Source organism: Roseomonas sp. F4 (genome assembly GCF_053891155.1).
Genome location: NZ_JBSSHK010000006.1, coordinates 265,675 through 288,986, shown reverse-complemented (window position 1 = coordinate 288,986; position 23,312 = coordinate 265,675). Strand labels below are relative to the sequence as shown.

General features: G+C 69.3%; 19 protein-coding genes. 12 read left to right on the top strand and 7 right to left on the bottom strand.

Going from position 1 to position 23,312, the window contains the following annotated elements:
* Positions 1-4 precede the first annotated feature (4 nt).
* From ACVFYP_RS24340 to ACVFYP_RS24315, 6 genes are read left to right on the top strand one after another with little or no spacing between them, the layout of a single operon-like run.
* Positions 5-385 carry a (2Fe-2S) ferredoxin domain-containing protein gene (locus ACVFYP_RS24340; RefSeq protein WP_499202822.1) on the top strand — a complete coding sequence of 127 codons (381 nt, stop codon included), beginning with the start codon at positions 5-7 and terminating at the stop codon, positions 383-385.
* Positions 386-418: 33 nt separating this feature from the next.
* The gene (gene mnmE / locus ACVFYP_RS24335; RefSeq protein ID WP_499202821.1) at positions 419-1,744 is read left to right on the top strand and encodes a tRNA uridine-5-carboxymethylaminomethyl(34) synthesis GTPase MnmE; all 1,326 of its coding nucleotides are present in this window, start codon (positions 419-421) and stop codon (positions 1,742-1,744) included.
* A gap of 18 nt (positions 1,745-1,762) precedes the next feature.
* A complete protein-coding gene (mnmG, locus tag ACVFYP_RS24330) occupies positions 1,763-3,637 on the top strand; it encodes a tRNA uridine-5-carboxymethylaminomethyl(34) synthesis enzyme MnmG (protein ID WP_499202820.1) in 1,875 nt (624 codons plus the stop codon).
* A gap of 11 nt (positions 3,638-3,648) precedes the next feature.
* The gene (gene rsmG, locus ACVFYP_RS24325) at positions 3,649-4,281 is read left to right on the top strand and encodes a 16S rRNA (guanine(527)-N(7))-methyltransferase RsmG (RefSeq protein WP_499202819.1); all 633 of its coding nucleotides are present in this window, start codon (positions 3,649-3,651) and stop codon (positions 4,279-4,281) included.
* Positions 4,268-5,083, top strand: a complete 816-nt coding sequence (locus ACVFYP_RS24320; protein WP_499202818.1) for a ParA family protein — start codon at positions 4,268-4,270, stop codon at positions 5,081-5,083. The genes rsmG and ACVFYP_RS24320 overlap by 14 nt, the downstream gene beginning before the upstream one ends.
* Positions 5,080-5,946: a ParB/RepB/Spo0J family partition protein gene (locus ACVFYP_RS24315; protein WP_499202817.1), complete on the top strand. Its 867-nt coding sequence runs from the start codon at positions 5,080-5,082 to the stop codon at positions 5,944-5,946. Before ACVFYP_RS24320 ends, ACVFYP_RS24315 begins: the two co-directional genes overlap by 4 nt.
* 73 nt (positions 5,947-6,019) lie before the next feature.
* Here ACVFYP_RS24315 and ACVFYP_RS24310 read toward each other — a convergent pair whose 3' ends face one another.
* A complete protein-coding gene (locus ACVFYP_RS24310; protein ID WP_499202816.1) occupies positions 6,020-7,168 on the bottom strand; it encodes a DegT/DnrJ/EryC1/StrS family aminotransferase in 1,149 nt (382 codons plus the stop codon).
* A 180-nt stretch (positions 7,169-7,348) separates the two neighbouring features.
* Between ACVFYP_RS24310 and ACVFYP_RS24305 the strand changes: the two genes are divergently transcribed.
* The gene (locus ACVFYP_RS24305) at positions 7,349-9,412 is read left to right on the top strand and encodes a methyl-accepting chemotaxis protein (protein ID WP_499202815.1); all 2,064 of its coding nucleotides are present in this window, start codon (positions 7,349-7,351) and stop codon (positions 9,410-9,412) included.
* A gap of 9 nt (positions 9,413-9,421) precedes the next feature.
* Here the strand turns inward: ACVFYP_RS24305 and ACVFYP_RS24300 are convergent, their stop codons facing one another.
* Complete coding sequence (locus tag ACVFYP_RS24300; protein WP_499202814.1) at positions 9,422-11,038, bottom strand: long-chain-fatty-acid--CoA ligase; 1,617 nt, start codon at positions 11,036-11,038, stop codon at positions 9,422-9,424.
* A 127-nt stretch (positions 11,039-11,165) separates the two neighbouring features.
* Between ACVFYP_RS24300 and ACVFYP_RS24295 the strand changes: the two genes are divergently transcribed.
* The 4 genes from ACVFYP_RS24295 to ACVFYP_RS24280 all read left to right on the top strand — a co-directional run bounded on the left by ACVFYP_RS24295 (position 11,166) and on the right by ACVFYP_RS24280 (position 15,079).
* Positions 11,166-12,866 carry a stimulus-sensing domain-containing protein gene (locus ACVFYP_RS24295; RefSeq protein WP_499202813.1) on the top strand — a complete coding sequence of 567 codons (1,701 nt, stop codon included), beginning with the start codon at positions 11,166-11,168 and terminating at the stop codon, positions 12,864-12,866.
* A gap of 122 nt (positions 12,867-12,988) precedes the next feature.
* Entirely contained in the window at positions 12,989-13,645 is a 657-nt protein-coding gene (locus tag ACVFYP_RS24290) for an SGNH/GDSL hydrolase family protein (RefSeq protein WP_499202812.1), read from the top strand.
* A 4-nt stretch (positions 13,646-13,649) separates the two neighbouring features.
* The gene (locus tag ACVFYP_RS24285; RefSeq protein WP_499202811.1) at positions 13,650-14,330 is read left to right on the top strand and encodes an ABC transporter permease; all 681 of its coding nucleotides are present in this window, start codon (positions 13,650-13,652) and stop codon (positions 14,328-14,330) included.
* A gap of 5 nt (positions 14,331-14,335) precedes the next feature.
* Positions 14,336-15,079: a GDSL-type esterase/lipase family protein gene (locus ACVFYP_RS24280; protein WP_499202810.1), complete on the top strand. Its 744-nt coding sequence runs from the start codon at positions 14,336-14,338 to the stop codon at positions 15,077-15,079.
* A 36-nt stretch (positions 15,080-15,115) separates the two neighbouring features.
* Here ACVFYP_RS24280 and ACVFYP_RS24275 read toward each other — a convergent pair whose 3' ends face one another.
* From ACVFYP_RS24275 to ACVFYP_RS24265, 3 genes are all read right to left on the bottom strand, one after another.
* Complete coding sequence (locus ACVFYP_RS24275; protein WP_499202809.1) at positions 15,116-15,748, bottom strand: phosphoribosyl-ATP diphosphatase; 633 nt, start codon at positions 15,746-15,748, stop codon at positions 15,116-15,118.
* On the bottom strand, positions 15,749-16,519 hold the full coding sequence (hisF, locus tag ACVFYP_RS24270; protein WP_499202808.1) for an imidazole glycerol phosphate synthase subunit HisF: 771 nt from the start codon (positions 16,517-16,519) through the stop codon (positions 15,749-15,751).
* Between the two features lie 144 nt (positions 16,520-16,663).
* Positions 16,664-17,632: a tripartite tricarboxylate transporter substrate binding protein gene (locus ACVFYP_RS24265; protein WP_499202807.1), complete on the bottom strand. Its 969-nt coding sequence runs from the start codon at positions 17,630-17,632 to the stop codon at positions 16,664-16,666.
* 143 nt (positions 17,633-17,775) lie between these two features.
* Here ACVFYP_RS24265 and ACVFYP_RS24260 point away from each other — a divergent pair, with 143 nt between their 5' ends.
* On the top strand, positions 17,776-18,939 hold the full coding sequence (locus ACVFYP_RS24260; RefSeq protein ID WP_499202806.1) for a mandelate racemase/muconate lactonizing enzyme family protein: 1,164 nt from the start codon (positions 17,776-17,778) through the stop codon (positions 18,937-18,939).
* A gap of 7 nt (positions 18,940-18,946) precedes the next feature.
* On the opposite strand, the gene ACVFYP_RS24255 is transcribed toward ACVFYP_RS24260, so the two are convergent.
* Together ACVFYP_RS24255 and hisA are read right to left on the bottom strand one after the other, a co-directional pair.
* On the bottom strand, positions 18,947-22,498 hold the full coding sequence (locus tag ACVFYP_RS24255; RefSeq protein ID WP_499202805.1) for a P-loop NTPase fold protein: 3,552 nt from the start codon (positions 22,496-22,498) through the stop codon (positions 18,947-18,949).
* A gap of 81 nt (positions 22,499-22,579) precedes the next feature.
* Positions 22,580-23,305: a 1-(5-phosphoribosyl)-5-[(5-phosphoribosylamino)methylideneamino]imidazole-4-carboxamide isomerase gene (gene hisA / locus ACVFYP_RS24250; protein WP_499202804.1), complete on the bottom strand. Its 726-nt coding sequence runs from the start codon at positions 23,303-23,305 to the stop codon at positions 22,580-22,582.
* Positions 23,306-23,312: the final 7 nt, after the last annotated feature.

Here is a 23,312-nt window from a genome sequence, read left to right as displayed (position 1 = left end):
TTCCATGACCGATGCCCTGACCGACCCGGCAGCGGAGATGCGGGATCCGCCCGCCTATTTCCGGGCGCATGTCTTCGTCTGCTGCAATCGGCGCCCGGATGGCCACAAGCGCGGATCCTGCGCGGCGCGGGGCAGTGAGGCCCTGCGGGACTATATGAAGGTCCGGGCGAAGGAGCTCGGCCTGGGCGGCGTTCGCATCAATCAGGCCGGCTGCCTGGATCGTTGCGAATTCGGTCCGGTCCTGGTGATCTACCCTGAAGGCGTCTGGTACAGCCCGCAGACGCGGGAGGATGTGGACACCATCCTGCAAGCGCACCTGGTCGAGGGCGGTCGGGCGCGGCACCTGATGCTGACAGAGCATGACGTCCCGCCGCCGAAGGGCTGAGCGCCGTCGGGTGTTTCACGTGAAACAGACCGCATGAGCGGCATGACCGATACCATCATGGCGCGGGCCTCCGGCGCCGGGCAGGCGGCCGTCGCCGTGCTGCGCCTGTCGGGCGCGCAGGTGGGGCGGATGGTGGCCGTCTTGGCCAAGGGCCTGCCGCCGCCTCGCCGGGCAAGTCTGCGCCGTCTGGTGGACAGCAAGGGTGATCTGCTCGACCAGGCTCTGGTCCTCTGGTTCCCCGGCCCCCAGAGCTACACCGGCGAAGACGCGGCGGAGCTGCATCTGCATGGCGGGGCTGCTGTGATCGCCGCAGTGGAGGCGGCGCTGCTGGAACTGGGCTGCCGCCCCGCCGAGCCCGGCGAATTCACCCGCCGCGCCTTTCTGCATGGTCGGATGGACCTGACTCAGGCGGAGGCCATCGCCGACCTGATCGCCGCGGAGACGGACACCCAGCGACGCCAGGCCCTGCGGCAGGCCGATGGCGCCCTGGCCCGGCTCTATGGCGGCTGGACCGCGCGGCTGACGCGCATTTTGGCCCAGCAGGAAGCGGCCATCGAGTTCGAGATGGATGACCTGCCGAGCGACCTGTCCCACCAGGCGCGATCCGCTGCCGCGGCCTTGCGGGGCGAAATTGAGCGGCATCTGACCGATGGCGGTCGTGGCGAGAAGCTGCGGGAGGGCCTGTCCATCGCCATCATCGGCGCTCCCAATGCCGGTAAATCCTCCCTGTTGAATGCTCTGGTGGAGCAGGAGGCGGCGATCGTCTCGCCACAGCCCGGCACCACACGCGACATCGTGGAATGCCGGCTGGTCCTGGGCGGTGTGCCAGTTGTGATCGCCGACACCGCCGGGCTGCGCGCCACCGAGGACGCGGTGGAGCAGGAGGGGGTGCGCCGCGCCACCCGCCGTGCCGGCGCCGCCCACCTGCTGATCGCCGCCTTCGCCTGCGACCGTGCGCCCGATGTCGGCACCCTGGCCCTGCTGGCGGAGGCTGAAGGCGCCATCGTCGTGGCCACCAAATGCGATCTGGCGTCGGCACCCGCGACGATCCAGGGCCATCCAACCTTGCCCACCAGCGTCCGGACGGGGCAGGGGCTAAGCGCGTTGAAACAGGCGCTGACCGAGGCCGCGCAGCGCCATGCCGGCCTGGGCGACGCCCCAGCTCTGACCCGCACGCGCCACCGTGCCGCCCTGTCCGAAGCGGTGACGCACCTCGCGGAGGCTGAATCGGCGGGCCTGCCGGAGGTCGCGGCGGAGGGTTTTCGCGCAGCGCTGATGGCGCTCGGGCGGCTTACGGGACGGGTCGAGGTCGAACAGGTGCTCGATGCCGTATTCCGCGACTTCTGCATCGGCAAGTAGTCGGCCTATACCGCCCCCATGGCGACGATCCCTGACTTCGACGTGGTGGTGGTGGGTGGCGGGCATGCGGGCTGCGAGGCCGCAGCGGCTGCCGCGCGATGTGGCGCGCGCACGCTGCTGTTGACGCATCGCCTCGACACCATCGGCGAGATGTCCTGCAACCCGGCCATCGGCGGCATTGGCAAGGGCCATCTGGTGCGGGAGGTCGATGCGCTGGACGGGCTGATCGCCCGCGCGGCGGATGCCGCCGCCATCCATTGCAAGGTGCTGAACCGCAGCAAGGGGCCCGCCGTGCGCGGCCCCCGCATCCAGGCTGACCGCCGGCTCTATCGCCAGGCCATGCAGGCGCTGCTCGCCGAAACGCCGAACCTGACCCTGCGCGGCGAGGCGGCCGAGGATCTGGAGATCGACGCCAGCGGCCATGTCCGCGCCGTGCTGACCGCCGACGGCACCCGCATCCCCTGCGGCGCAGTCATCCTCACCACCGGCACTTTTTTGCGCGGCGAGATCCACCTGGGCGACACACGCACCCCGGCCGGTCGGGTGGGGGAGGCGCCCTCCATCGGTCTGGCTCGCACCCTGGACCGCCTCGGCTTGCCACTGGCCCGGCTGAAGACCGGCACGCCGCCACGCCTCGATGGCCGTACCATCGACTGGGATGCGCTGGAGCCCCAGCCTGGCGACGATCCGGCTGAGCCCATGTCCTGGCTGACGGAGCGCATCACCAATCCGCAGATGCTCTGCCGCATCACCTGGACCACGCCGGCGACCCATGCGCTGATCCAGGCCAATCTGCACCGCTCCGCCGTCTATAGCGGTCAGATCCAGGGCGTCGGCCCACGCTATTGCCCCTCCATCGAGGACAAGGTGGTCCGCTTCGCCGACCGCCAGCGGCACCAGATCTTCCTGGAGCCAGAGGGGCTGGATGACGACACCGTCTATCCCAACGGTATTTCCACCAGCCTGCCGGAGGATGTGCAGGCGGCGCTGATCGCCTCCATCCCGGGGCTGGAACGCGCCCGCATCCTGCGGCCCGGCTATGCCATCGAATACGACCATGTGGACCCGCGCGCCCTGCATCGCACGCTGGAACTGCGCGCGGTGCCAGGCCTGTTCCTGGCGGGGCAGATCAACGGCACCACGGGCTATGAGGAGGCTGCCGCCCAGGGCCTGATGGCCGGCCTCAACGCCGCGCAGCGCGCCGCCGGCCAGACGCCCGATCGCGTCCTGAACCGGGCCGAGGCCTATATCGGCGTCATGCTGGACGACCTCGTCGGCCAGGGCGTCAGCGAGCCCTATCGGATGCTGACGGCCCGGTCTGAACATCGGCTCAGCCTGCGGGCCGACAATGCCGGGCTGCGCCTGACGGATCGCGGTCTCGCCTGGGGCTGTGTCGGTTCTGCCCGCGCCGCCCGCCATGCCGACTTCGCCGCCCAGGTCGCCGGCGCCTTGCAGCGCGCGGCCCTGGACGAGGCGACCCCCTACGCGCTGACCGCCGCCGGCGTGCCAATCCGCCAGGACGGCCGCCGCCGCACGGTGTTGGAGGTGCTGGCCCTGCCAGATGTCACCGCCACCATGGCCGCCGCCGCGTTTCCCTGGCTCGCCGACCTGCCGCCCGCCGTCGCCGTCCAGCTCGAAGCCGAAGCCTTCTACGCCCCGCATCTCCGGCGGCAGGAGGTGGAGCGGCGCATGTTGGCGCGGGAAGAATCCTTCACCTTCCCCGCCACGCTCGATTTCCGCGGCATCCCGGGATTGTCCACCGAGATGCAGCAGCGCCTGGCGCGCGCGCGGCCGGACAGCCTCGGCAGCGCCAGCCGAGTCCCCGGCGTGACCCCCGCCGCCATCGCCGCTTTGGCTGTGCACCTTCGACGCGGCGTGGCCGAATCGGTATAGGGCTGTTTCACGTGAAACATCCCGATCCCTTGCCACCGCATCCGGCGCCCGACCTCCCGCAGCTCGACGCCGAGGCGATCACGCGCCTGCACGCCTATGCGGATTTGCTGCTGCGCTGGAACAGCCGGATCAACCTGATCGGCCGCGCCACCACCGAATCCCTCCGCCAGCGCCATGTCGAGGACTGCCTGCAACTGGTCCCGCTGCTGCCCGAAAGTGACGGCCCCATTGGCGATCTCGGCTCCGGCGCCGGCCTGCCCGGACTCATCCTCGCCATCGCCACCGGCCGCCCCACCCATCTGGTGGAATCCGATCGTCGCAAGGCCGCCTTTCTCACCGAGGCCGCCGCCCGACTCGGCCTGACCCGGGTTATCATCCACCCGACCCGAATCGAGGAGGCCCGCCTGCCGCCGCTTGCCCTCCTCACCGCCCGTGCCCTTGCACCGATGAAGGTGTTGCTGCCGGAGGCCGTGCGCCTGCTCGCCCCCGGCGGCACCGCGATTTTCCCGAAGGGCCGCACCGCCGACGCCGAACTGGCTGAGGTTGCCTCCGACTGGAGCTTTACCCTGGACCGCTTCGCCAGCCGCACCGACCCGGAGGCCACCATCTTCCGCCTCAGCGATATCCGCCATGTCCAGCCATAAGACCGGCGGCGCGGCGCCGCGCGTCCTGGCCTTCGCCAACCAGAAGGGCGGCGTCGGCAAGACGACCACCGCCATCAATCTGGCGACAGCCCTGGCCGCCGATCACAAGGTTCTGCTGCTCGACCTCGACCCTCAGGGCAATGCCTCGACCGGCCTCGGCATCGGCCGCCAGGACCGCGCCGCCGGCAGCTATGCCCTGCTGGTCGATGGCCGGCCCTTGGCGGAACTGCTGCGGCCGACCCAGGTGGCCAACCTTGCCATCCTGCCCGCCGATCCCGACCTCGCCGGCGCGGAGATCGAGCTTGTCGCGCTGGAAGATCGCGAGCGTCGCCTCGCCAATATCTTCGTCGAGGCCAGGACAACCCTGGCCGATTTCGACTATGTCTTCCTCGACTGCCCGCCATCCCTGGGTCTCATCACCCTCAACGCCCTGGTCGCGGCGGATGGCGTGCTCGTGCCGTTGCAGGCCGAGTTCTTCGCCTTGGAAGGCATCAGCCAGATCACCCGCACCATCGACCGTGTGCGCCGCGCCCTGAATCCGCGGCTGCATCTGGACGGAATCGTGCTGACGATGATGGATCGCCGGAACAACCTGTCGGAGCTGGTGGCCAGCGACGTGCGCGGCTTTTTCAAGGACAAGGTCTTCGAAACCTCCATCCCCCGCAACGTCCGGGTCAGCGAGGCCCCTTCCCATGGCCTGCCCGTCCTGCTCTACGATTTCCGATCACCCGGTGCCCAGGCCTATGTCAGGCTTGCGGCGGAATTCCTCAAAAGGGAGCGTGCGCGGATCCGCGCCTCATGAGCAGCACAACTCGCAAACCCATCTCCCGTCTTGGTCGTGGCCTCTCGGCCCTGATTCCCGACGCCCCGGCCAATCCCGCGAGCGGAGACGCGCTGCGCAATGTGCCGGTCGAGGCGCTGGAACCCGGCCCCTTCCAGCCGCGCGGTGGCATGGATCGCGCCAGCCTGGAGGAGCTTGCCAGCTCGATCCGCGAACACGGCATCCTCCAGCCCATCCTGGTCCGCCCCAAGGCAGGTAGCCCCGGCAGCTATGAGATCATCGGCGGCGAGCGCCGCTGGCGCGCCGCCCAGGCTGCCCAGCTGCATGAGGTGCCGGTCGTCATCCGCGAACTCGGCGACCGTGAAGCCATGGCCGCCGGCCTGGTCGAAAACCTCCAGCGCCAGGACCTGAACGCGCTGGAGGAGGCCGAGGGCTACAAACGCCTGCTGGAGGAATTCGGCCTGACCCAGGAAGGACTGGGCCAGTCGGTGGGCAAAAGCCGCAGCCATGTCGCCAATACGCTGCGCCTGCTGACCCTGCCCGATCCGGTGCGCGAATTGCTGCGCGGCGGCGTGCTCACCGCCGGCCATGCCCGCGCCTTGGTCGGCACGGCGGAACCCGCAAAGCTCGCCGCCCAGATCGTCGCCCGCGGCCTAAGCGTGCGCCAAGCGGAGGCCCTGGCCACCGCCCGCCCGAAGGCAGAGCCCGCCGGCGGCCCACCCCGTCCGCAGGACCCCGAAACCCGGGCGCTGGAACGCGACCTCACGGAACGCCTCGGCCTGAAGGTGGCGGTGCGCCACCAGGGCAAGGGCGGCGAGGTCACCATACGCTACAGCGACCTCGACCAACTCGACGGCTTGGTCCGCCTCCTCTCCGGCGGCTGACTTTCTGCTCCTTCCCCCGCAAAGCGGGGGAGGGTCGGGGTGGGGGCCTTTGCGACCTACCCCGTCAAATCCCTCAGACCGCGCTTGCCACCGCCGCGACCACCCGCGAAACCTCTGCCTCGGTCAGATAGGGATGCATGGGCAGCGACAGGATGCGCTGGCACAGCATTTCCGCCACCGGCAATTCCGGTGCGCCCGCCGCGATGCCCTCGGCATGGGCCCTCGCATAGGCCGGCTGCCGGTGCAGCGACTTCGGATAGTAGATTGCGGTCGGCACACCGGCGGCCTTGCAGGCCTCCTGCACCCTGGTCCGTTCGGCGGAATCCGCCAGCAGGATCGAATAGAGGCCCCAGGCATGGCCCGGCACCATCGCCGGCACCTGCACCTTGTCCGCCAGCCCCGCCGCATAGCCCGCGGCCACCTTGGTCCGCGCCGCCAGCTCGCCTTCCAGCAGCGGCAGCTTGGCCAGCAGCACCGCGGCCTGGATCGTGTCCAGGCGGCCATTCATGCCGGTGCGCTCCACCTCGTAGCGGGTCTTGCCCTCGCCATGGGTGCGCAGGCTGCGCCACAGCTCGGCCCGGTCAGCATCGTCGGTCAGCAGCGCGCCGCCATCGCCGTAGCAGCCCAGGGTCTTGGTCGGGTAGAAGCTCAGGGCCGTCGCATGGCCCCAGCGTCCGAGCCGCTTATTGCCCAGCGAGGCGCCAAAAGCCTGGGCCGCGTCATCCAGCGCGAACATGCCCTTCTCGGCGCAGATCGCCTCGATCGCCGGCCAGTCGGCGGCCAGGCCGAACAGGTCCACGCCCACCACAGCCGCCGGGCGCAAGCGGCCCTCGGCCTCCACCAGCGCGATGCGGCGCTTCAGATCGGCGATGTCGATGTTGAAGGTTACCGGGTCCACATCGACGAAGATCGGCGTGGCGCCGAGCACCAGCGGCACCTCGGCCGTCGCGGTATAGGTGAAGGCCGGCAGGAACACTGCGTCGCCGCGGCCGATGCCCTCGCCCATCATGGCGATCACCAGCGCATCGGTGCCGGAGGATACGCCCACGCCATGCGCGCAGCCGGCGAAGGCGGCGAGCTTCTGTTCCAGCTCCACCACTTCCGGCCCGTTGATGAAGCGCCCGCTGTCCAGGACGGAGGCCAGGCGCTGGTCCAGCTCGGCGCGGATCAGCGCCTGCTGCGCCTTCATGTCGAAGAGGGCGATGGGAGGAAGGCTGGTCATGAGGATCCATCGGCAGGTTGCGGCGCCTTCCTTAGACCCCACGCCCCGTGCCGGCCAAATCACCCCGCATTTCCCTGCTTTGCGGCCTGGCCGCGAAGGCTGGCAGGGATGGGTCGTTAGCTGCTTCGCAATGCCATTGCGTCATGATCCCGTGGAATCGCGATCAGGACCTTGGCTCACATGCGTATCCGCAGCGTCTTCCTGTTGGGTTTCGGCCTGCTCGCCATCCCTGGGCTCGCGCTCTCGCTCTGGGTCGCCGCCGGTGCCTGGCAGGAGGCCCAGCGCGCGGACCGCGCCATCCTCGCCACCCGCACCATCAGCGACGTGCTCCGCGCTCAATCCACCTATGGCATCCAGTCGGGGCGGCTAAACAGCGCGCTTCTTGTCCCGCAGCCCGATCTTGCTGATCTGCGCCAAGGTCATGCCGAAATCAGCGGGTTGCTCACCGCTGCCACCGCGAGCGCGCAGGCGGCGGGCTTTGATCCCGCCTCACTGCAAGCGACACAGGCGCGACTGGACGACCTGCTGCGTCGCGTGACCGCTGCCGCCCCGCAACCGCCCGCCGCGCGTGATCCCGCCATTGTCCGCGATTTGACAGTCGCCAGGACCGAGCTGGGCCAGGGCATGACCAACCTGGCGTTGACGGTCGGCCAGCGCCTGGCGCTGACCGCGCCGGAGCTCGCGGTGCGTCTGGAGATCGCCGTGCAGGTCGCGGCCCTGCGTGAGCTGGCGGGCCGCAGATCCCTGTCCATCACCGGCTGGATCGGCGGCCAAGGCGTACAGGCCCCGCAGCTTCTCCAGGCCCGTGAATTGAGCGGTGCCATCCGGGAGACCTTCGCCAATGTCGAGCGGCTGAGCCAGGCCATCGGCACGCCGCGCCTGCTGCAGGCGCTTGCCGCCCAGCGCCGCGACTTCGTGGGGAATGCGGAGCCGACCTGGCGCCGGATCGTGGAGGAAGCCGCCGCGAATTTGGCCTCCAGCGGCAACACTTGGTCCATGACGATGCCGCAGATCCGCGCCTTCTCGCCGCCGGCGCTGAACGGGATCGTGGAGATGCGCGACGCCGCGCTGGAGGAAGCGCTGGAAGTTGGGCTCTCCAACAGTGCTGAAAGCTGGCGCAGCCTCGGACTGGCCCTGGCCGCCATCGCGGTGATCCTCGGCATCGCCATCGCCAGCCTGGTGATGCTGCTGCGCCGTGTCGTGGCGCCGCTGGGTGTACTGACCGGGGTGGTGGGCCGCATCGGTGGCGGCGAACTGACGCTGGATGTCCCTGGCCGCGACCGCTCCGATGAACTCGGTGAGATGGCCGTCGCCATCGAGCACCTGCGCCAGGCCTCGCTGGAGCGGGTCGCGCTGGAAGCCGCCCAGAGCCGCGAACAGCAGGCCCGCCTGGCGCGCGCCACCCAGGTCGAGACCCTTCTCCACGGCTTCGAGGAAGAAACCGCGGACGTTCTCCGCACCGTCGCTTCCGCCGCCACCGAGCTCGACGCCACCGCCGGCTCCATGGCCGCCACGGCCGAAAGCGGCGCGGTCCGCGCCACGGCGGTGGCCGACGCTTCGGCGCTGGCCAGCACCAATGTGGGCAGCGTGGCTGCGGCTACAGAGGAGCTTTCGGCCTCGATCACCGAGGTGGTGCGCCAGATCGAGGCCTCCGCCGCCGCGGCGCGGGAGGCCACGGCAGCGGCTGAGGCCACCGATGCCACCGTCCGCGGCCTGTCCGATGCGGCGTCGCGGATCGGCGATGTGGTGCGGCTGATCGGCGATATCGCCGGCCAGACCAATCTGCTGGCGCTGAATGCGACGATCGAGGCGGCCCGCGCCGGCGAGGCCGGGAAGGGCTTCGCGGTGGTGGCTTCCGAGGTGAAGCTCCTTGCCGCGCAGACCGCCAAAGCGACGGAGGAGATCGGCACCCAGATCGGTGCGATGCAGATGGAGACGAGCCGGACAGTGGAGGTGGTGCGCGCCATCGCGCGGACGATCGAGACGCTGAACGCGACGACGGCGCAGGTGGCGGAGACGGCATCGCAGCAGGCGCAGGCCACGGCGGAAATCGGCCAGGCGGTGGCGGAGGCCGCGAGCGGCACGCAGCAGGCCTCGCACCACGCCATCGGGGTCAGCGAGGACGCGTCGCGGACCGGGGCGGCGGCGAATGACGTGCGCTCGGCCTCGGCGGAGCTGGCGCGTCAGGCGGAGACCCTGCGCGGCAAGGTCGACACCTTCCTCAGCAGCATCCGGGCCGCGTGAGGCCAGCCCTCACGCCACCCCGAAATACCCGGCGAAGCGTTCACGCAGCCGCGTCTTGAGGATCTTGCCGGTGGCGGTGTGCGGGATCTCGTCCACCACCACCACATCATCCGGCAGCCACCATTTGGCGACATGTGGCGCCAGATGCGCCACCATCCCTTCCCGCGTCACCTCCCGCCCAGGCTTCGCCACCACCACCAGCAGCGGCCGCTCGTCCCACTTCGGATGGCGTGCGGCGATCACGGCGGCCTCGGCCACATCCGGATGGCCCATGGCGAGATTCTCCAGCGCGATGGAGGAAATCCACTCGCCACCGGATTTGATGACATCCTTGGTGCGGTCGGTGATGTGCATGTAGCCGGCGGCGTCGATGGTCGCGACATCGCCCGTTTCGAACCAGCCATCCGCCGTCAGCGCGTCGCCGGTTCGGAAATAGCCCCGCGTCACGGTGGGGCCGCGCACCTGGAGATTGCCGAAGGTCTCGCCATCCCAGGGTTTTTCAGCGCCATCGTCGCCCACGATGCGCATGTCGACGGTAAAGGGCGGAAAGCCCTGGGTTTCCTGGAGGTCCAGCACCCCCTCCGCATCGCGTCCCGCCGCTTCCGGCTTGGTGCCGCAGATGGTGCCGATGGGGCTGGTCTCGGTCATGCCCCAGGCATGCACCACATGCACGCCGCGCCGCTCGAAGGCCGCGGTCAGGGCGCGCGGGCAGGCGGAGCCGCCGATGACCACGCGCTTGAGCGTGGTGAGTTCGGCCCCCGTCGCCTCCATGTGCTGCAACAACCCGAGCCAGACGGTGGGCACGGCGGCGGTGAAGGTCACGCCCTCCGCCTCCATCAGCGCATGCAGCGAAGCCCCATCCAGCTTCGGCCCCGGCAGCACCAGCCCGGCGCCGGTCAGCGGCGCGACGAAGGGCAGGCACCAGCCATTGGCATGGAACATCGGCACCACCGGCATCACCCGGTCCATGGCCGAAAGCCCCATCATATCCGGTGCCGCGACGGCCAGGGCATGCAGCAGGTTGGAGCGGTGCGAATACAGCACCCCCTTCGGCTCCCCGGTGGTGCCGGAGGTGTAGCAGAGGCCGGCGGCGGCGTTTTCCTCGCCTGCCACCCAGTCGAAATCGCCATCCGCCTCCGCCAGCCAGCTCTCGTAATCCACCGCGCCCGGTAGCTTCGTCTCCGGCATATGCGCCGCATCGGTCAGCACCACATAGCGCGAGATATGCGGCAGCTTTTCCGAAATGCCTTCCGCCAGCGCCACGAAGGAAAGATCCACAAACATCAGCCGGCTTTCGGCATGGTTGAGGATCCAGGCGATCTGATCCGGGAACAGGCGGGGGTTCAGCGTGTGGTAGACGGCACCCGCGCCGGTGATGCCGTACCAGGCCTCGATATGGCGCCAGGTGTTCCAGGCCAGCGTCGCCACCCGGTCGCCGGGCCGCACACCCTCCCGCGCCATGCGCTGGGACAGGCGCAGCGCGCGCAGGCGCAGGGTGGCATAGTCGGTCCGGTGGATCGGCCCCTCCACGCTGCGACTGACCACGGCGCGGCCGCCATGGTGGCGGGCGGCGTGGTCGATCAGGCGGTGGACACGAAGCGGCCAGTCCTGCATCAGCCCAAGCATCTTTCGCGCTTCCCCATTTTGATTGACCGGAAGTCTTCGCCCTTCCACGCCGCCACGCAACCGCCATGGCCTTGCGGCAGCCTCCCGCGTTAGCTTCCTCGCAGCAGCCACAGGGATCCCTGGACCCATGCCCGATTCGGGCGGCGCCCCTCCGCTCTCGGCCACCCCGCCTTCCCATAAGGCGAAGGCGGAGCCGCATCGCCGGCGCTGGATGTCGCCGTTGCTGCGGCGCATCCTGCTGATGAACGCCCTGCCGCCGGCGCTGCTCGCCGCGTCACTGCTCTATTTGGACCAGTACCAGAACGGGTTGCTGGCGGCGGAGGTCGAATCGCTGCGCACCCAGGCGCGCATCTATGCCGCAGCGATCGGGGAGGCGGCGGCGACGCCGCGGGATGATCGCACCATCCTGGTGCCGGAAGCCGCCCGCCCGCTGCTGCGCCGGCTGGTGGAGCCTTCCCCCAACACCCAGGCGCGGCTGTTCGACAATACCGGCCTGCTGGTCGCCGACAGCCGGGTGCGGGAAGGCCCAGGTGGTGCCATCGTCACGGAGCCCCTGCCACCGCCCGAACCGCGCGGCGCCTTCGCCGGCACCGTCGCCGGGCTTTATGAACAGGTGCTCGCCGTGCTGCCGCGGGGTGCGCAGGACGAGGTGCGGGTGGATGTGAATCCCAACGCGCCCTCCTTCGACTGGCAGCCCGAATTCGGCGGCGCCAGCGGCACCGATCGGCGGGAGGAGCTGCGCCTGGCACTGGAAGGCGGTGTCCGCCCCTATATCCGCCGCACCGCCGAGGGCCGCCTGCTGGTCTCGGTGGCCGAGCCCGCCCGCCGTGGCGCCGCTTCCGTCGGCATCGTGCTGCTGACGCGGGAGGCGCGGGAGGTGGATGCGCGGCTGCTGGATATCCGCGTCTCGGTCCTCGCGCTCTTCGCCCTGGCGCTGGTGCTGACGGTGCTGCTGTCGCTCTATCTGTCGCGCACCATCGCGACGCCGATCCTGCAACTCGCCAGATCTGCCGCGGCGATGCGCGAGGGTGAGGGGCGTGGCGGCAGCGTGCCCGCGCCGCTGCTGCGGCGGGAGGATGAGATCGGCGTGCTGGCGCGGGATCTGCAAACCGCCGCACGCGCGCTCTGGGCCCGCATCGACGCCAATGAACGTTTTGCCGCCGATGTGGCGCATGAGTTGCGCAACCCGCTGACCAGCGTGCGCAGCGCGATCGAGACGCTGCGTCGCATCGAGGATCCCGTAAAACAGCGCCGGCTGCTGGCCATCATCTCCGACGACGCGGTGCGGATGGACCGCCTCATCAACGATATCGCCGACAGCTCACGGGTCGATGCCGAGCTGTCGCGGACCATCGCCGCGCCCGTCGATGTCGCCCCCATCCTGGGCGCGCTGGGGGAGCTGCATGCCGCGACGCGGGAGGATGGCGACCCGACGCTGGAGATCGAGGCGCCAGCGGAGGGGCTGATCGTGCGGGGTGTGGAGGGCCGGCTGGTGCAGGTGTTCCGCAACCTGATCGGCAATGCCATCTCCTTCAGCCCGAAGGATGGCCATGTGCTGGTCCGCGCCCGGCCGACCGGCCAGATGGTGGAATTCATCGTCGAGGATGACGGCCCCGGCATTCCCGATGCCAAGCTGGAAAGCATCTTCGACCGCTTCTACAGCGAACGCCCCACCGGAGAGCGCTTCGGCCAGCATTCTGGCCTAGGCCTTTCGATCTCCCGCCAGATCGTGGAGGGGCTGCGCGGCCGCATCGCGGCCGAGAACCGCCGCGACGCCAGCGGCGCCATCCTGGGCGCGCGATTCATCGTCAGTCTACCAGCAGCGTGAGAATCTTGGCGCCGGGCTAAGCGGGGATGCACAGTCGATTGACAGGGAGGAGCGCACAGCTTTATGCGTTCATCCGGAAAATTTAGCATAGTATTATTTTTTGTTCACGGGAGATGCCGAAAATGGCCGGTGCGCTGGTGGGCCTTTCGCTGTTGATCATTGGTGACAGCCACTTCGTCTACCCTGGATCGCTGATTACCCATCTGCATGATCAACTTCAGCGCGAGGGTGCGACCGTCGCCACCTACAGCGCCTGCGGCGTCGGCGCCGCGGCCTGGGTGGTGCCGCGCACCGTCGCCTGCGGCACCGCCACCCGGGTCGGCAATCAGCGCATGCAGACCAACCGGACCCCCACCGCGCAGAGCTTCTCCATCGACGAGCTGGTGCAGCGCCACCGCCCCAATCTGGTGATCGTCGGTATCGGCGACACCATGGGCGGCTATTCGCAGCGGGAAATGCCGCGCGCCTGGATCACCGAGCAGGTCCGCACCCTGACCACCCGCTTCCAGGCCACCTCCATGCCCTGCATCTGGGTCGGCCCCACCTGGGGCACGGAAGGCGGTCCCTTCTTCAAGACCTTCGAACGCGCGAAGGAATTGTCGGACTACTTGGCCGGCCAGGTCGCCCCCTGCGCCTATATCGACAGCACCGCCTTTTCCCGCCCTGGCGCCTGGGCGACCTATGACGGCCAGCACCATACGGCGGAGGGCTATTCGGCCTGGGCGCGGGCGCTGAACACGCAGATCGTCACGCTCATCAACTCCGTGCGGCGGCGCTGATCCGATGCGCCGCATCCTTCTCCTCCTCGCCGGGCTCGCGCTGCTGCCGCTCACCCCCGCCTTTGCCCAGGCGCCGATGCTCTATGAGCTGCGGCTGCCCGACGGCTTCGCGCTGATCCGTTACGCGAATGGGCTGGAGGGTCCGACCTCCCTCCGCTCCGACTTCGACCTGCCGCGTGAATTGGGCACGGAGGATGCGGCGCGCATCTCGCATTACTTCGTGGTGGAGAATGCCGCCGGGAAGACGCTGGAACTGCGGATCACCAGTGGCGGCACCACCACAACGGCCCGCTTCCAGGTGAACGGCAACACCTTCAACACCGTGCTGCTGATGCGCGAGGGCAACCAGGTGGTGGCGCGGCATCTGGAGGATACGACCGAATACAACCGCCTGCGCGCCCGGCTGACCTTCTACAACGCCGCGCCGGGCTGCCCCACCGCCACCCTGGCGCTGGACCCCAGCGGCCGTGCGGTGATCTCCAACGTGCCCTCGCCCGGCATGCAGGCCCGCACCATCGCCCCGGCCGCGGCGCGGCTGCACGCCCAATGTGGGGCGACGCGGGTCGGGCCGCTGGATCTCGGGCGGCTGGAAGCGGGGCAGCTCGCCAGCCTCTGGCTGATGGCGCCGGGTGGACGGCCGGTGCTCTTCACCTCCCGCGACCTTATCGCGCCGCCGGGCCGCTAAGCGGCATGCGCCAAATCCTTGTCTTGCTCGGCCTCGCTGCGGGTCTGCTGGCCATGCCGGCACTGGCGGCTCCTGGCTGCCCTGCTTTGCCGGCCCCGGCCACCCTGCCGCGGGAGGCGCGGGCGGAGGCGATGGAATTCCCCGGCTGGCGCGGCCGGGTGGCGGAGATCGACCAGTACCTGTCCCGCATCGACCGCAGTCAGGCGGAACTGGTCTTCCTGGGGGATTCCCTGACCCAGTCCTGGGAGCCCACCATGTATGCCCAGTTCTTCGGGCACCGCCGCGCGGTCAATCTCGGCGTCTTCGGCGACTTTACCCAGGGCATGCTGTTTCGCCTGCGCGCCGGGCAATGGGGCAGTTTGCGGCCGAAGCTGGTGGTGCTGCTGATCGGCACCAACAATTCCGCCTCCGGCTCGCGGCCCGAGGATACGGCGGTGGGCGTCGCGGAGATCATCCGCTTCATCCATACCCAGTCGCCCCGCACCCGCATCCTGCTGGTCGGCACCCTGCCGCGCGGCGTCGACCGCAACGACCCGGTGCGGGCGGTGAATGCCCGGCTGAACGCGCTGATCGCGCGCTGCGCCGATGGCACCAGCACCGTCTATATCGAGCCCGGGCCGCTGCTGCTGATGCCGGACGGGCAGTTGACCGAACATGTGGCCTTCGACCGGCTGCACCTGACGATGGTGGGCTACGCCATTCTGGGCGCGGCCATCACGCCGCAGATCAATCGGATGCTGGCGGAATAGGCTGGCAGCTCTGGGCGCGCGTGGGCGCCCAGAGCCTCAGGGCAGCTTGCGCGTCTGCGCCGCGCGCACCAACGCCTTCGGCCGCGCCGCCTTCTCCGCGATGCCGGAAATGCCCTGGCGGCGGGCGAGCTCGGTCCAGACCTCGCTGGGCTCGATCCCCGCATCCACCCAGACGACCATCAGGTGGTACAGCAGGTCGGCGCTTTCGAGCACCGTCGCGGCACGGTTGCCCAGCGTCGCCTCGATGACGCATTCCACCGCCTCCTCCCCCAGCTTCTGGGCAACCTTCGGCGTGCCGCGCGCCAGCAGCCGAGCGGAGTGGGAGGTCGCGATGTCGCCGGATTGGCGCCGCGCCTCCACCGTTTGCCACAGCGTGTCGAGGATCGAGGCCTCGGCCCCGGCCACGCTGAAGGGCGCCAGCGCCGTGGCGCCGGCATCCATGGCGCGCGGGCGCTTCAGGGTTTCGGGCACGGGAATGGAGGCGGGCAGCGGCAGCGCGGCGGCGATCCTGGCCGATTTGCGCTGGGCCTTGGCCGGTTTCAGCTTGGCCGCCTTGGCCTTCACCTTGGCCTCCGCCGGCGCTTTCGGCTTGGCCTTCAGGGCCACAATCTTGCGCGCTGCCTTGCCGCCGGCCTTGGGGGCCGCCGGCCGCTTCACCGTCTTCGCCATCTAGATTGCCTCCGCCAGGGGTCGCACCGGCAGGCCGGCGGCGTCCAGAGCCGCCTTCGCCTCCGCGATCCGCATCTGGCCGTAGTGAAAAACGCTGGCGGCGAGCAGCCCGGTCGCCCCGGCCTGCGCACCCTCCACGAAATGCGTGGCTTCGCCCACGCCGCCGGAGGCGACGATGGGCAGCCGCACCGCCGCGCGCACGGCGCGCAGCAGGTCGAGGTCGAAGCCGGATTTGGTGCCGTCCCGGTCCATCGAGGTCAGCAGGATCTCGCCGGCCCCGCGTTCCTCCGCCTGGCGGCACCAGGCCACTGCGTCGATCCCGGTGCCGCGGCGGCCGCCATGGGTGAAGATCTCCCACCGCCCCGGGCCGCTGGCGCGGGCATCGACGGCGACGACGATCGCCTGGCTGCCGAACGCTTCCGCGCCACGGGTGATCAGGGCCGGGTCGGCGATGGCGGCGGAATTGACCGAGATCTTGTCGGCACCGGCCAGCAGCAGCCGGCGCATATCCTCCACGCTGCGCACGCCGCCGCCCACCGTCATCGGGATGAACACCTGCGCCGCGGTGCGGGAGACGACATCGAGGATGGTGTCCCGCCCCTCATGCGACGCGCCGATATCGAGGAAGGTGATCTCATCCGCGCCTTCCCGGTCATAGATGCGCGCCTGCTCCACAGGATCGCCCGCGTCGCGCAGTTCCAGAAAATTCACGCCCTTGACGACGCGGCCATCCTTCACGTCCAGGCAGGGGATCACACGCAGGGCCAGCACCGGCAGCACTCCGGAGGGGACGGGGGGACAAATTCCCGACATGTCGCTTGCCGCGCCGGCCCGGCTGGAAATCCGGCGCGAGGCGGGTGATTGCGACGCGCGGGCGTCGCGGTCAAGCGATCGGAGGCGCAAGCGCCCCGGCGGTCATCCGGCGCCGGTGATTCCCAGCTCCTGCACCAGGGCGACGTAGCGCGTCTGTTCGCGCTGCATATGGTCCAGGAAGGCCTCCGGCGTGCCGCCCACCACCTCGGCGCCCAGCAGAGCCAGGCGTTCCTTCACCTCGGCCTCCGCCAGTATCTCGTTCACCGCCGCGTTCAGCCGTGCCACCGTCGCCGCGGGGGTGCCCTTCGGCGCCAGTAGCCCGCCCCAGGAGGTGGCACCGTAGCCAGCAAAACCCTGTTCGGCGATGGTCGGCAGGTCCGGCAGCAGGGCGCTGCGGCTGGGGCCGGCCAGGCCCAGCAGCCGCAGCGATCCCGCCTGCACATGCGGCAGCACGGCGGCATAGGCGTCGAACATCATCTGCGTGCGGCCGGCCAGCAGATCCGCATGCGCGGCGGTGGAGCCGCGATAGGGCACATGCTCCATCGCGACGCCGGCGCGCTTCAGGAAATCCGCCGCGAAGATATGGGGGTTGGAGCCGTTGCCGGAGGAAGCGAAGGCGCCGCCGCCCGGCTGCGCCTTCGCCCATTCCGCAAAGTCGCGCGGGGTAAGGGCGGGATGGGTGGCGGGCACCACCATGACCAGCTGCACCTGCGCCGTCAGCACCACCGGGGCAAAATCCGCCAGCGGGTCGAAGGGGATGGTGGGGAACAGTGCCCGATTCACGACGTGGCTCGAGGCGACCAGCGCCAGCGTGTGCCCATCCGCCGGGGCCTTGGCCACGATCTCCGTCCCGATGATACCGGAAGCCCCCGCACGGTTCTCCACCACCCCCGGCTGGCCCAGCCGCGCTCGCAGCCGATCGGCGACCAGGCGGGCCGAGATGTCGGAAGCGCCGCCCGCCGTATAGGGCACGATGATCCGGATCGGCCGGTCTGGCGCCCAGTTGCCGCCCTGGGCGCGGGCGATGGCGGGCATGGCGAGGGCGGCGGCAATCAGACTGCGGCGGTGCATCTCGGGGTTCCTCCGGCGGCCACTCCGGGCCATTCCCTGCGAAGGCTAGCCGATGCCGCGCCTTTGCATCCAGAGGTGCCGGCCCCGGCTACCGCGCCGTGAAAAGCGCCCCTAGCATCGTCGGCCTGCAAGGGAAGAAACGCATGCACGACCTCGCCATCGTCAAGGCGGAGCACTGGATGGTCCGCATCCCGTTCCACAGCGACATGGAATGGGCCTCCGGCCGCCGCACCGGCGTGACGCGGCTGGTGGTAAAGCTGACCACGGCCGGCGGCGTGATCGGCTGGGGCGAGACGATCTGCCTGCTGGACGCCATCCCCGCCGTGCTGGAACGCATCGTTCTGCCGATCGCACTGACCAAACGGGTGGACCAGGCGGAGGCGCTGCACCGCCATGTGCTCGGCGCCGGCTACTACCACCACAAGCGCGCCGCAGTGATGGCGATCTGCGCGGTGGAAATGGCGATGTGGGACGCGCTGGGCCATGCCACCGGCCAGCCGCTGCACGCGCTGTGGGGCGGGCTGTTCCGGGATCGCGCGGAGATGTCCGCCTATATCCTGGCGGCCGATCCCGGCGCGGCTGCGGAGGCGGCGCGGGAATATGCCCGGCGCGGCCATCGCAGCTACAAGGTGAAGATCGGCATGACCGAGGCCACCGATATTTCGCTGGTCCGCGCGGTGCGCGAGGTGGTGGGCGATGCCGTGCCGATCCGCGCCGATGTGAACGGCGCCTGGACCCCAGGTACGGCGCGACGCCAGTTGGAAAAACTGCGCGGCTTCGACCTGCAATATATCGAGCAGCCGCTGGAGCTGGACGACCTGGCCGGCCATGCCGCGCTGCGCCGCGCCCAGCCGGTGCCCGTGGCGCTGGATGAAAGTGCCTATACACTGCAGGACGTGGGCAACATCATCCGCGCGGAGGCCGCCGACGTGGTGCTGCTCGATCCGCATGAGGCCGGCGGGCTTTGGCCGGTGGTGAAACAGGCCGGCATCTGTGAGAGCGTCGGCATACCCGTGCTGCTGCATTCGGGCGGAGAGCTCGGCCTGTCCCAGGCAGCCTATCTCCACCTGGCGGGCAGCATCCCCAACATGACCATCAGCCTCGACACCGAATACGCGCATCTGGCCGCCGACATCGTGGCGGAGCGCTTCGTGCTGGACGAAGGCTGCTTCGCTGTCCCCACCGGCCCCGGCCTGGGCGTGACGGTGGAGGAGGGGCAGCTGGAAAAATATCGCGTGGAGCGGATCGAGGGCGCCTATCTGGACGACCGGCGCCCGGGCTGGTTTCCGGTGAAGCCGGCCTATTGAGGGGGGATTAGCCGCTGAAGCTGTAGCGTGCCGCCGGTTTGGTCCAGGCCCGCAGCGTCGCGAACGTATCGCTGCCGTCGTCGGCCGGGCTCCGCGCCTCATACAACTCCAGCAGCTTGGCCTGGGAGCTGTCCGGTGGAAGTCCTGCCCGCAACGCCGCGATGCTGTCGGCCTTGTCGAAGTCGAGCGGCTGCGGCTTGCCGGCGCAACCGAGCGCCAGATGCAGCATCAGCGCATGTGAATCACGACCAACGAAGCCGCGCAGCGCGTCTCCATGCAGGCTGCCGCGAATAACGCGGTAGACATTCAGGAAGCGCAGGATTTGACGAGGCGAACCGCCGAGATGTGGCGCCAACAGAGTCATGAAGTCCCGCTCGACGGCATCCAGACTGAGCCAGTCGGCCGGCGGCCCGATATCTGGTTGACCGGACCCGGCTTGCGTCTCGGTGGCGTTCGCCGCCGCCCCCGCTTCCGTGTATGTCTGACCGGCTGACCCAGACTCATCAGTCGATGCTGCCTCGTCAGGTGTCGCGCCGGATGCAGGGTCGGACGCTTCATCGCGCTTCGGCGCTTCGCCGAAAGGGGTTGTTCGATATGGTCCGGCGGCTGGCCGGTGGCTGTCCAGCGCGACGCTGCGCCGGTCCAGGAGGAGCGTGGCCGTGGCACCATCCATTGGCCGCACCCAGTAGGGAATCTGGAAGATCTTCTCGAGATAGTCGTAGGGCGTCGCCGCATGCCCCGCGCCCGGTCGCGCGCCGTCATCCAGCAATTCAGGGAAATGACGCAGCAAGGCCCGGCTCACCCAGCGAATGTCCGCGGCCACCACGGCGACAAACAGCGGGAAGGTCAGCAACAGATGTACCGCCTGTAGCACCTCTACGACCTTTTCCGCAGGACACCGGTCGAGATCGTCGATGTACAGTACGATGCGCGCGAAGCCTTCCCCAACCGGATCCTTCGCGGCAGCCTGAACACCCTGCCGCAACTTCTCGATCTCCGCTGCGGACAGCAGGGCGCCACTGTCCTCGGCTTCCTTCACAAGCGCTGCGACTTCCCTGGCGTGCCATTCGCGGTGGCGTTCGGCCCGTGCCGTCACCTCGTCATCCGCCTCGGCCGAGGCCATGGCCGTCGCCAGTTCCTCGAAATCTCGACGCACGGCGGCAACCAGACCTACGTGCCGGCGGTAATCCTCCGCCGCGGCCCGCTCGCGTACGAAGCGGTAGAGCCTCGAACGACCGGTGCCTCCGTCGAACAGCCGCGCAGCCTCCGCCGCACGTTCGGTGGTGGCGGCCAGAAGCTGACGCGCCTCTGCCTCCTCTGCCTGCGCCTTGGCGAGACGTTCCGCGGCCAGCTTGGCCGCCTGTCCCTGGCTGGTTTCCGCTTGCCGGTGTTCCACAGCCTCACGCAGCGCCGCATCGAAGGCGCGAAGCTGCGCCAGTGCCTTCTGCGCGCGCTGCTCAGCCCACCCCGCCGCGCCCGCGGCGCCGACCAGCAGCGCAGAGAGGCTGGCGGTCAGTGCAGGCAGCCCGCCAAGCCAGTTCTGGATGCTGTCGACAAGCAATGCCGGACCCAGGATCAAGCCGCCGACCAGCAATACCGCCGGCGCCAGCATCGCCAGTCGCTGCCACAGGCGGCAACTTTCGAACCAGATGAAGGCCTGCCCGGCCGCCCCACACAGCATGCGATAGGTGGAGGTCCCGTTTCGCGCCAGTGCGTCACCTGTTTCCAGCAGGTGCGCGGCGGCGTCCCGGACGGCCGCCGCATCATCAGCCAGCGGTGCGATACCCAGCCGCCCCAACGCCGCGCGTGCCTGGGGAAGCAAGGCTGCACGATCCGGGGATGAATTCTGGAGTGTCGCCCAGGCTGCCAGAGCCACGTCACGCGGGCCGGGCGAAGTGGCCGCGCGTGCCTCGGCGAGAGCGGTCTCGGCGGCAGCGAACTGCACCGTGGCTTGGCGCAGGTCCTGCCGTCGCCGCACCAGTTGTCGGGCGGCCTCCAGCGACAAGGTCCGAGCGGTCGCGAGACGTTCAAATAGCTCCGCCGCCTCCCCGGCCGCGTCGGGACTGGACTGGCGCATCACCCACCGATCCAGCTCGGTAAAGATATGGGTGACTAGAGAGGCCCAGAGGTTGGTATCCACATAGTGCCAGGCATTGAAGCGAATCTGCACGATGCCGGCATGAAACGGATTCTCGTCCCGTCGATCAGGCGGCAGACGGGCGGCGCTCATGGCGCAATCCTCCACGGCCTCGTGCAACTGGCGCAGGAAGAAGCTCTTGCCGCTGCCCCACGGACCGAAGACACCGATGGCGAGGGGCGGGCGCATGCCTCGGGCGGCGACGAGACGGCCGAAGGCGCGTGCCTCCTGCTCCATCCCAAGACAGTCCACGAGTCCGCCGGCCCCGACGTCATCAGCGCCGATGCCGGGGATGGTGGGACGAAACCCGATTGGTTTCGCTGCGGCCACGGGCCTTACCGGCAATTCGAAACCGGCCGCCGCCAGAACCCCGCTCAATTCGGGACCAGGCTTTTCAAGGATGGCCCAGGCCAGATCAGCGAGCCCGAGAGTGCTCGGCGTGCTCCTGCGTCCTAACGCAGCGTTCCAAAGATCGGCGGCCTCCGATGCGAGGTAGTAGGGCTGCGGCTCCATCATACGCGGAAGCCCATCACGCAGACGCTGCAGGGCCCCGGGCTGGGACCTTGCGGCCTCGCCCAGCAAAGCGTCGTCGCCTGACAACTGCGTGGGACTCGCTTCGACCATGTCGAGAGCCGCCTCGATGACGCCGACGGTGAAGGCCGGTGCGGTGACCAGGCCGGCGTCGAATCCGGACAAGGTCCGGGTGACGAATCGGGCCAGCTTCAGAGTCCCGGTGACCGCACGCCCCTGTTCCGAATGCTCGGCATCGTCGGGATGTGCAAAGCGGGCGTAGGGTGAGGCCAGGTCCAGCAGCGCGGCGAAGGCCTCGTCGGAGGCTGTGGTCAGCGTGATGCGGCGAAGACTGGTCGGCGTCATATCGCGGCCGCAGACCGCGACGACGGTCTCGGCCGCCTCCTGTGGATCGGCGCGACCACGGCCGATCCCTGGCAACGGCAGGACCAGGCTGGCGATTCCATGGTCGCGGCAAGCGTTCAATATGCCTCGTATCGCGCGCGCCGATACCACCTCCTCGTCCGGTGTGAAGGCGGTCGCGAGCAGCATCGACCGGGCTTCGCCTGGTTTGCCTGCGGCCTTTTCGAACGGCCACATCACCGGCTTGTCGGGGCTCAGGCCGTGCTGACCAATGACCTCCTGCAGGTGCTGCCCAAAGTCCGCGTTTTGTGTTCGCTTCACGAACTGGGCAGCGATCTCGCCCATTTGCCCCAGGGGGCCCAGCGGCAGCACGAAGGCTTCGCCATTAAGGTCCCACGGCCAATGGTTCAGAGCCGCATCCAGGCGGATATTGCCGGCATTACCCAGCCAGATAGGCTGGATGCTGGCGATCCGGAACGTCTTCGGCGCTTTGCGCTTGGCAGCGCGAGCCCCTGAAGCCGGCGCCGGATTTTCAGGTGCGGAAGACATGAGGCTGCTCCAGGATCCAGATCCCGAGCATGACCCATGTTATTACAAACTCAAATCAATTCGATAGCTCGTCGATGAGCGCTACCCCGCCAGCTTCAACGCCGCCACCGGGTCCACCCGCCCGTCATACAGCGCCCGCCCCAAAATCGCCCCGGCCACCACGCCATCCGCCTTCAGCGCCACGATATCATCCGTCGAGGCCACGCCGCCCGAGGCGATCACCGGAATCGGCACGGCACGCGCCAGGGCCGCCGTCGCCGCCACGTTCACGCCGGTCAGCATCCCGTCCCGGGCGATGTCGGTGTAGATGATCGCCGCCGCGCCGCTATCGGCGAAGCCGGTGGCGAGATCGGTCGCCGTCGTTCCGCTGGTCTCGGCCCAGCCCTCGGTTGCGACAAACCCGTCCCGCGCATCGATGCCGAGCGCCACCCGGCCCGGAAAAGCGCGGCAGGCGGCGCGGGCGAAATCCGGGTCCTTCACCGCGGCCGAGCCCAGGATGATGCGGGTGACGCCAGCCGCCAGCCAGGCCTCGGCCGTTGCCATGTCGCGGATGCCGCCGCCCAGCTGCACCGACAATCCCGGCACCGCCGCGATGATGGCCTTCACCGCCGCCGCATTGGCGGGCCGCCCGGCGAAGGCGCCGTCGAGGTCCACCACATGCACCCAGGCGAAGCCCGCGCGGGCGAAATCGGCGGCCTGGGCGGCGGGGTCGGCGTTGTAGATGGTGGCCTGCGCCATGTCGCCGCGCTTCAGCCGCACCACCTGCCCGGCCTTCAGGTCGATGGCCGGATACAAGGTCAATGCCATGGTCTCG

Coding starts and splice junctions, on each gene's coding strand:
- ACVFYP_RS24295 (WP_499202813.1), top strand. CDS start 11,166: ATGCCCGATTCGGGCGGCGCCCCTCCGCTCTCGGCCACCCCGCCTTCC.
- ACVFYP_RS24275 (WP_499202809.1), bottom strand. CDS start 15,748: ATGGCGAAGACGGTGAAGCGGCCGGCGGCCCCCAAGGCCGGCGGCAAG.
- mnmE (WP_499202821.1), top strand. CDS start 419: ATGAGCGGCATGACCGATACCATCATGGCGCGGGCCTCCGGCGCCGGG.
- ACVFYP_RS24320 (WP_499202818.1), top strand. CDS start 4,268: ATGTCCAGCCATAAGACCGGCGGCGCGGCGCCGCGCGTCCTGGCCTTC.
- ACVFYP_RS24280 (WP_499202810.1), top strand. CDS start 14,336: ATGCGCCAAATCCTTGTCTTGCTCGGCCTCGCTGCGGGTCTGCTGGCC.
- ACVFYP_RS24315 (WP_499202817.1), top strand. CDS start 5,080: ATGAGCAGCACAACTCGCAAACCCATCTCCCGTCTTGGTCGTGGCCTC.
- ACVFYP_RS24285 (WP_499202811.1), top strand. CDS start 13,650: ATGCGCCGCATCCTTCTCCTCCTCGCCGGGCTCGCGCTGCTGCCGCTC.
- ACVFYP_RS24260 (WP_499202806.1), top strand. CDS start 17,776: ATGCACGACCTCGCCATCGTCAAGGCGGAGCACTGGATGGTCCGCATC.
- ACVFYP_RS24290 (WP_499202812.1), top strand. CDS start 12,989: ATGGCCGGTGCGCTGGTGGGCCTTTCGCTGTTGATCATTGGTGACAGC.
- ACVFYP_RS24255 (WP_499202805.1), bottom strand. CDS start 22,498: ATGTCTTCCGCACCTGAAAATCCGGCGCCGGCTTCAGGGGCTCGCGCT.
- ACVFYP_RS24265 (WP_499202807.1), bottom strand. CDS start 17,632: ATGCACCGCCGCAGTCTGATTGCCGCCGCCCTCGCCATGCCCGCCATC.
- mnmG (WP_499202820.1), top strand. CDS start 1,763: ATGGCGACGATCCCTGACTTCGACGTGGTGGTGGTGGGTGGCGGGCAT.
- ACVFYP_RS24305 (WP_499202815.1), top strand. CDS start 7,349: ATGCGTATCCGCAGCGTCTTCCTGTTGGGTTTCGGCCTGCTCGCCATC.
- ACVFYP_RS24300 (WP_499202814.1), bottom strand. CDS start 11,038: ATGCTTGGGCTGATGCAGGACTGGCCGCTTCGTGTCCACCGCCTGATC.
- hisA (WP_499202804.1), bottom strand. CDS start 23,305: ATGGCATTGACCTTGTATCCGGCCATCGACCTGAAGGCCGGGCAGGTG.
- ACVFYP_RS24310 (WP_499202816.1), bottom strand. CDS start 7,168: ATGACCAGCCTTCCTCCCATCGCCCTCTTCGACATGAAGGCGCAGCAG.
- ACVFYP_RS24340 (WP_499202822.1), top strand. CDS start 5: ATGACCGATGCCCTGACCGACCCGGCAGCGGAGATGCGGGATCCGCCC.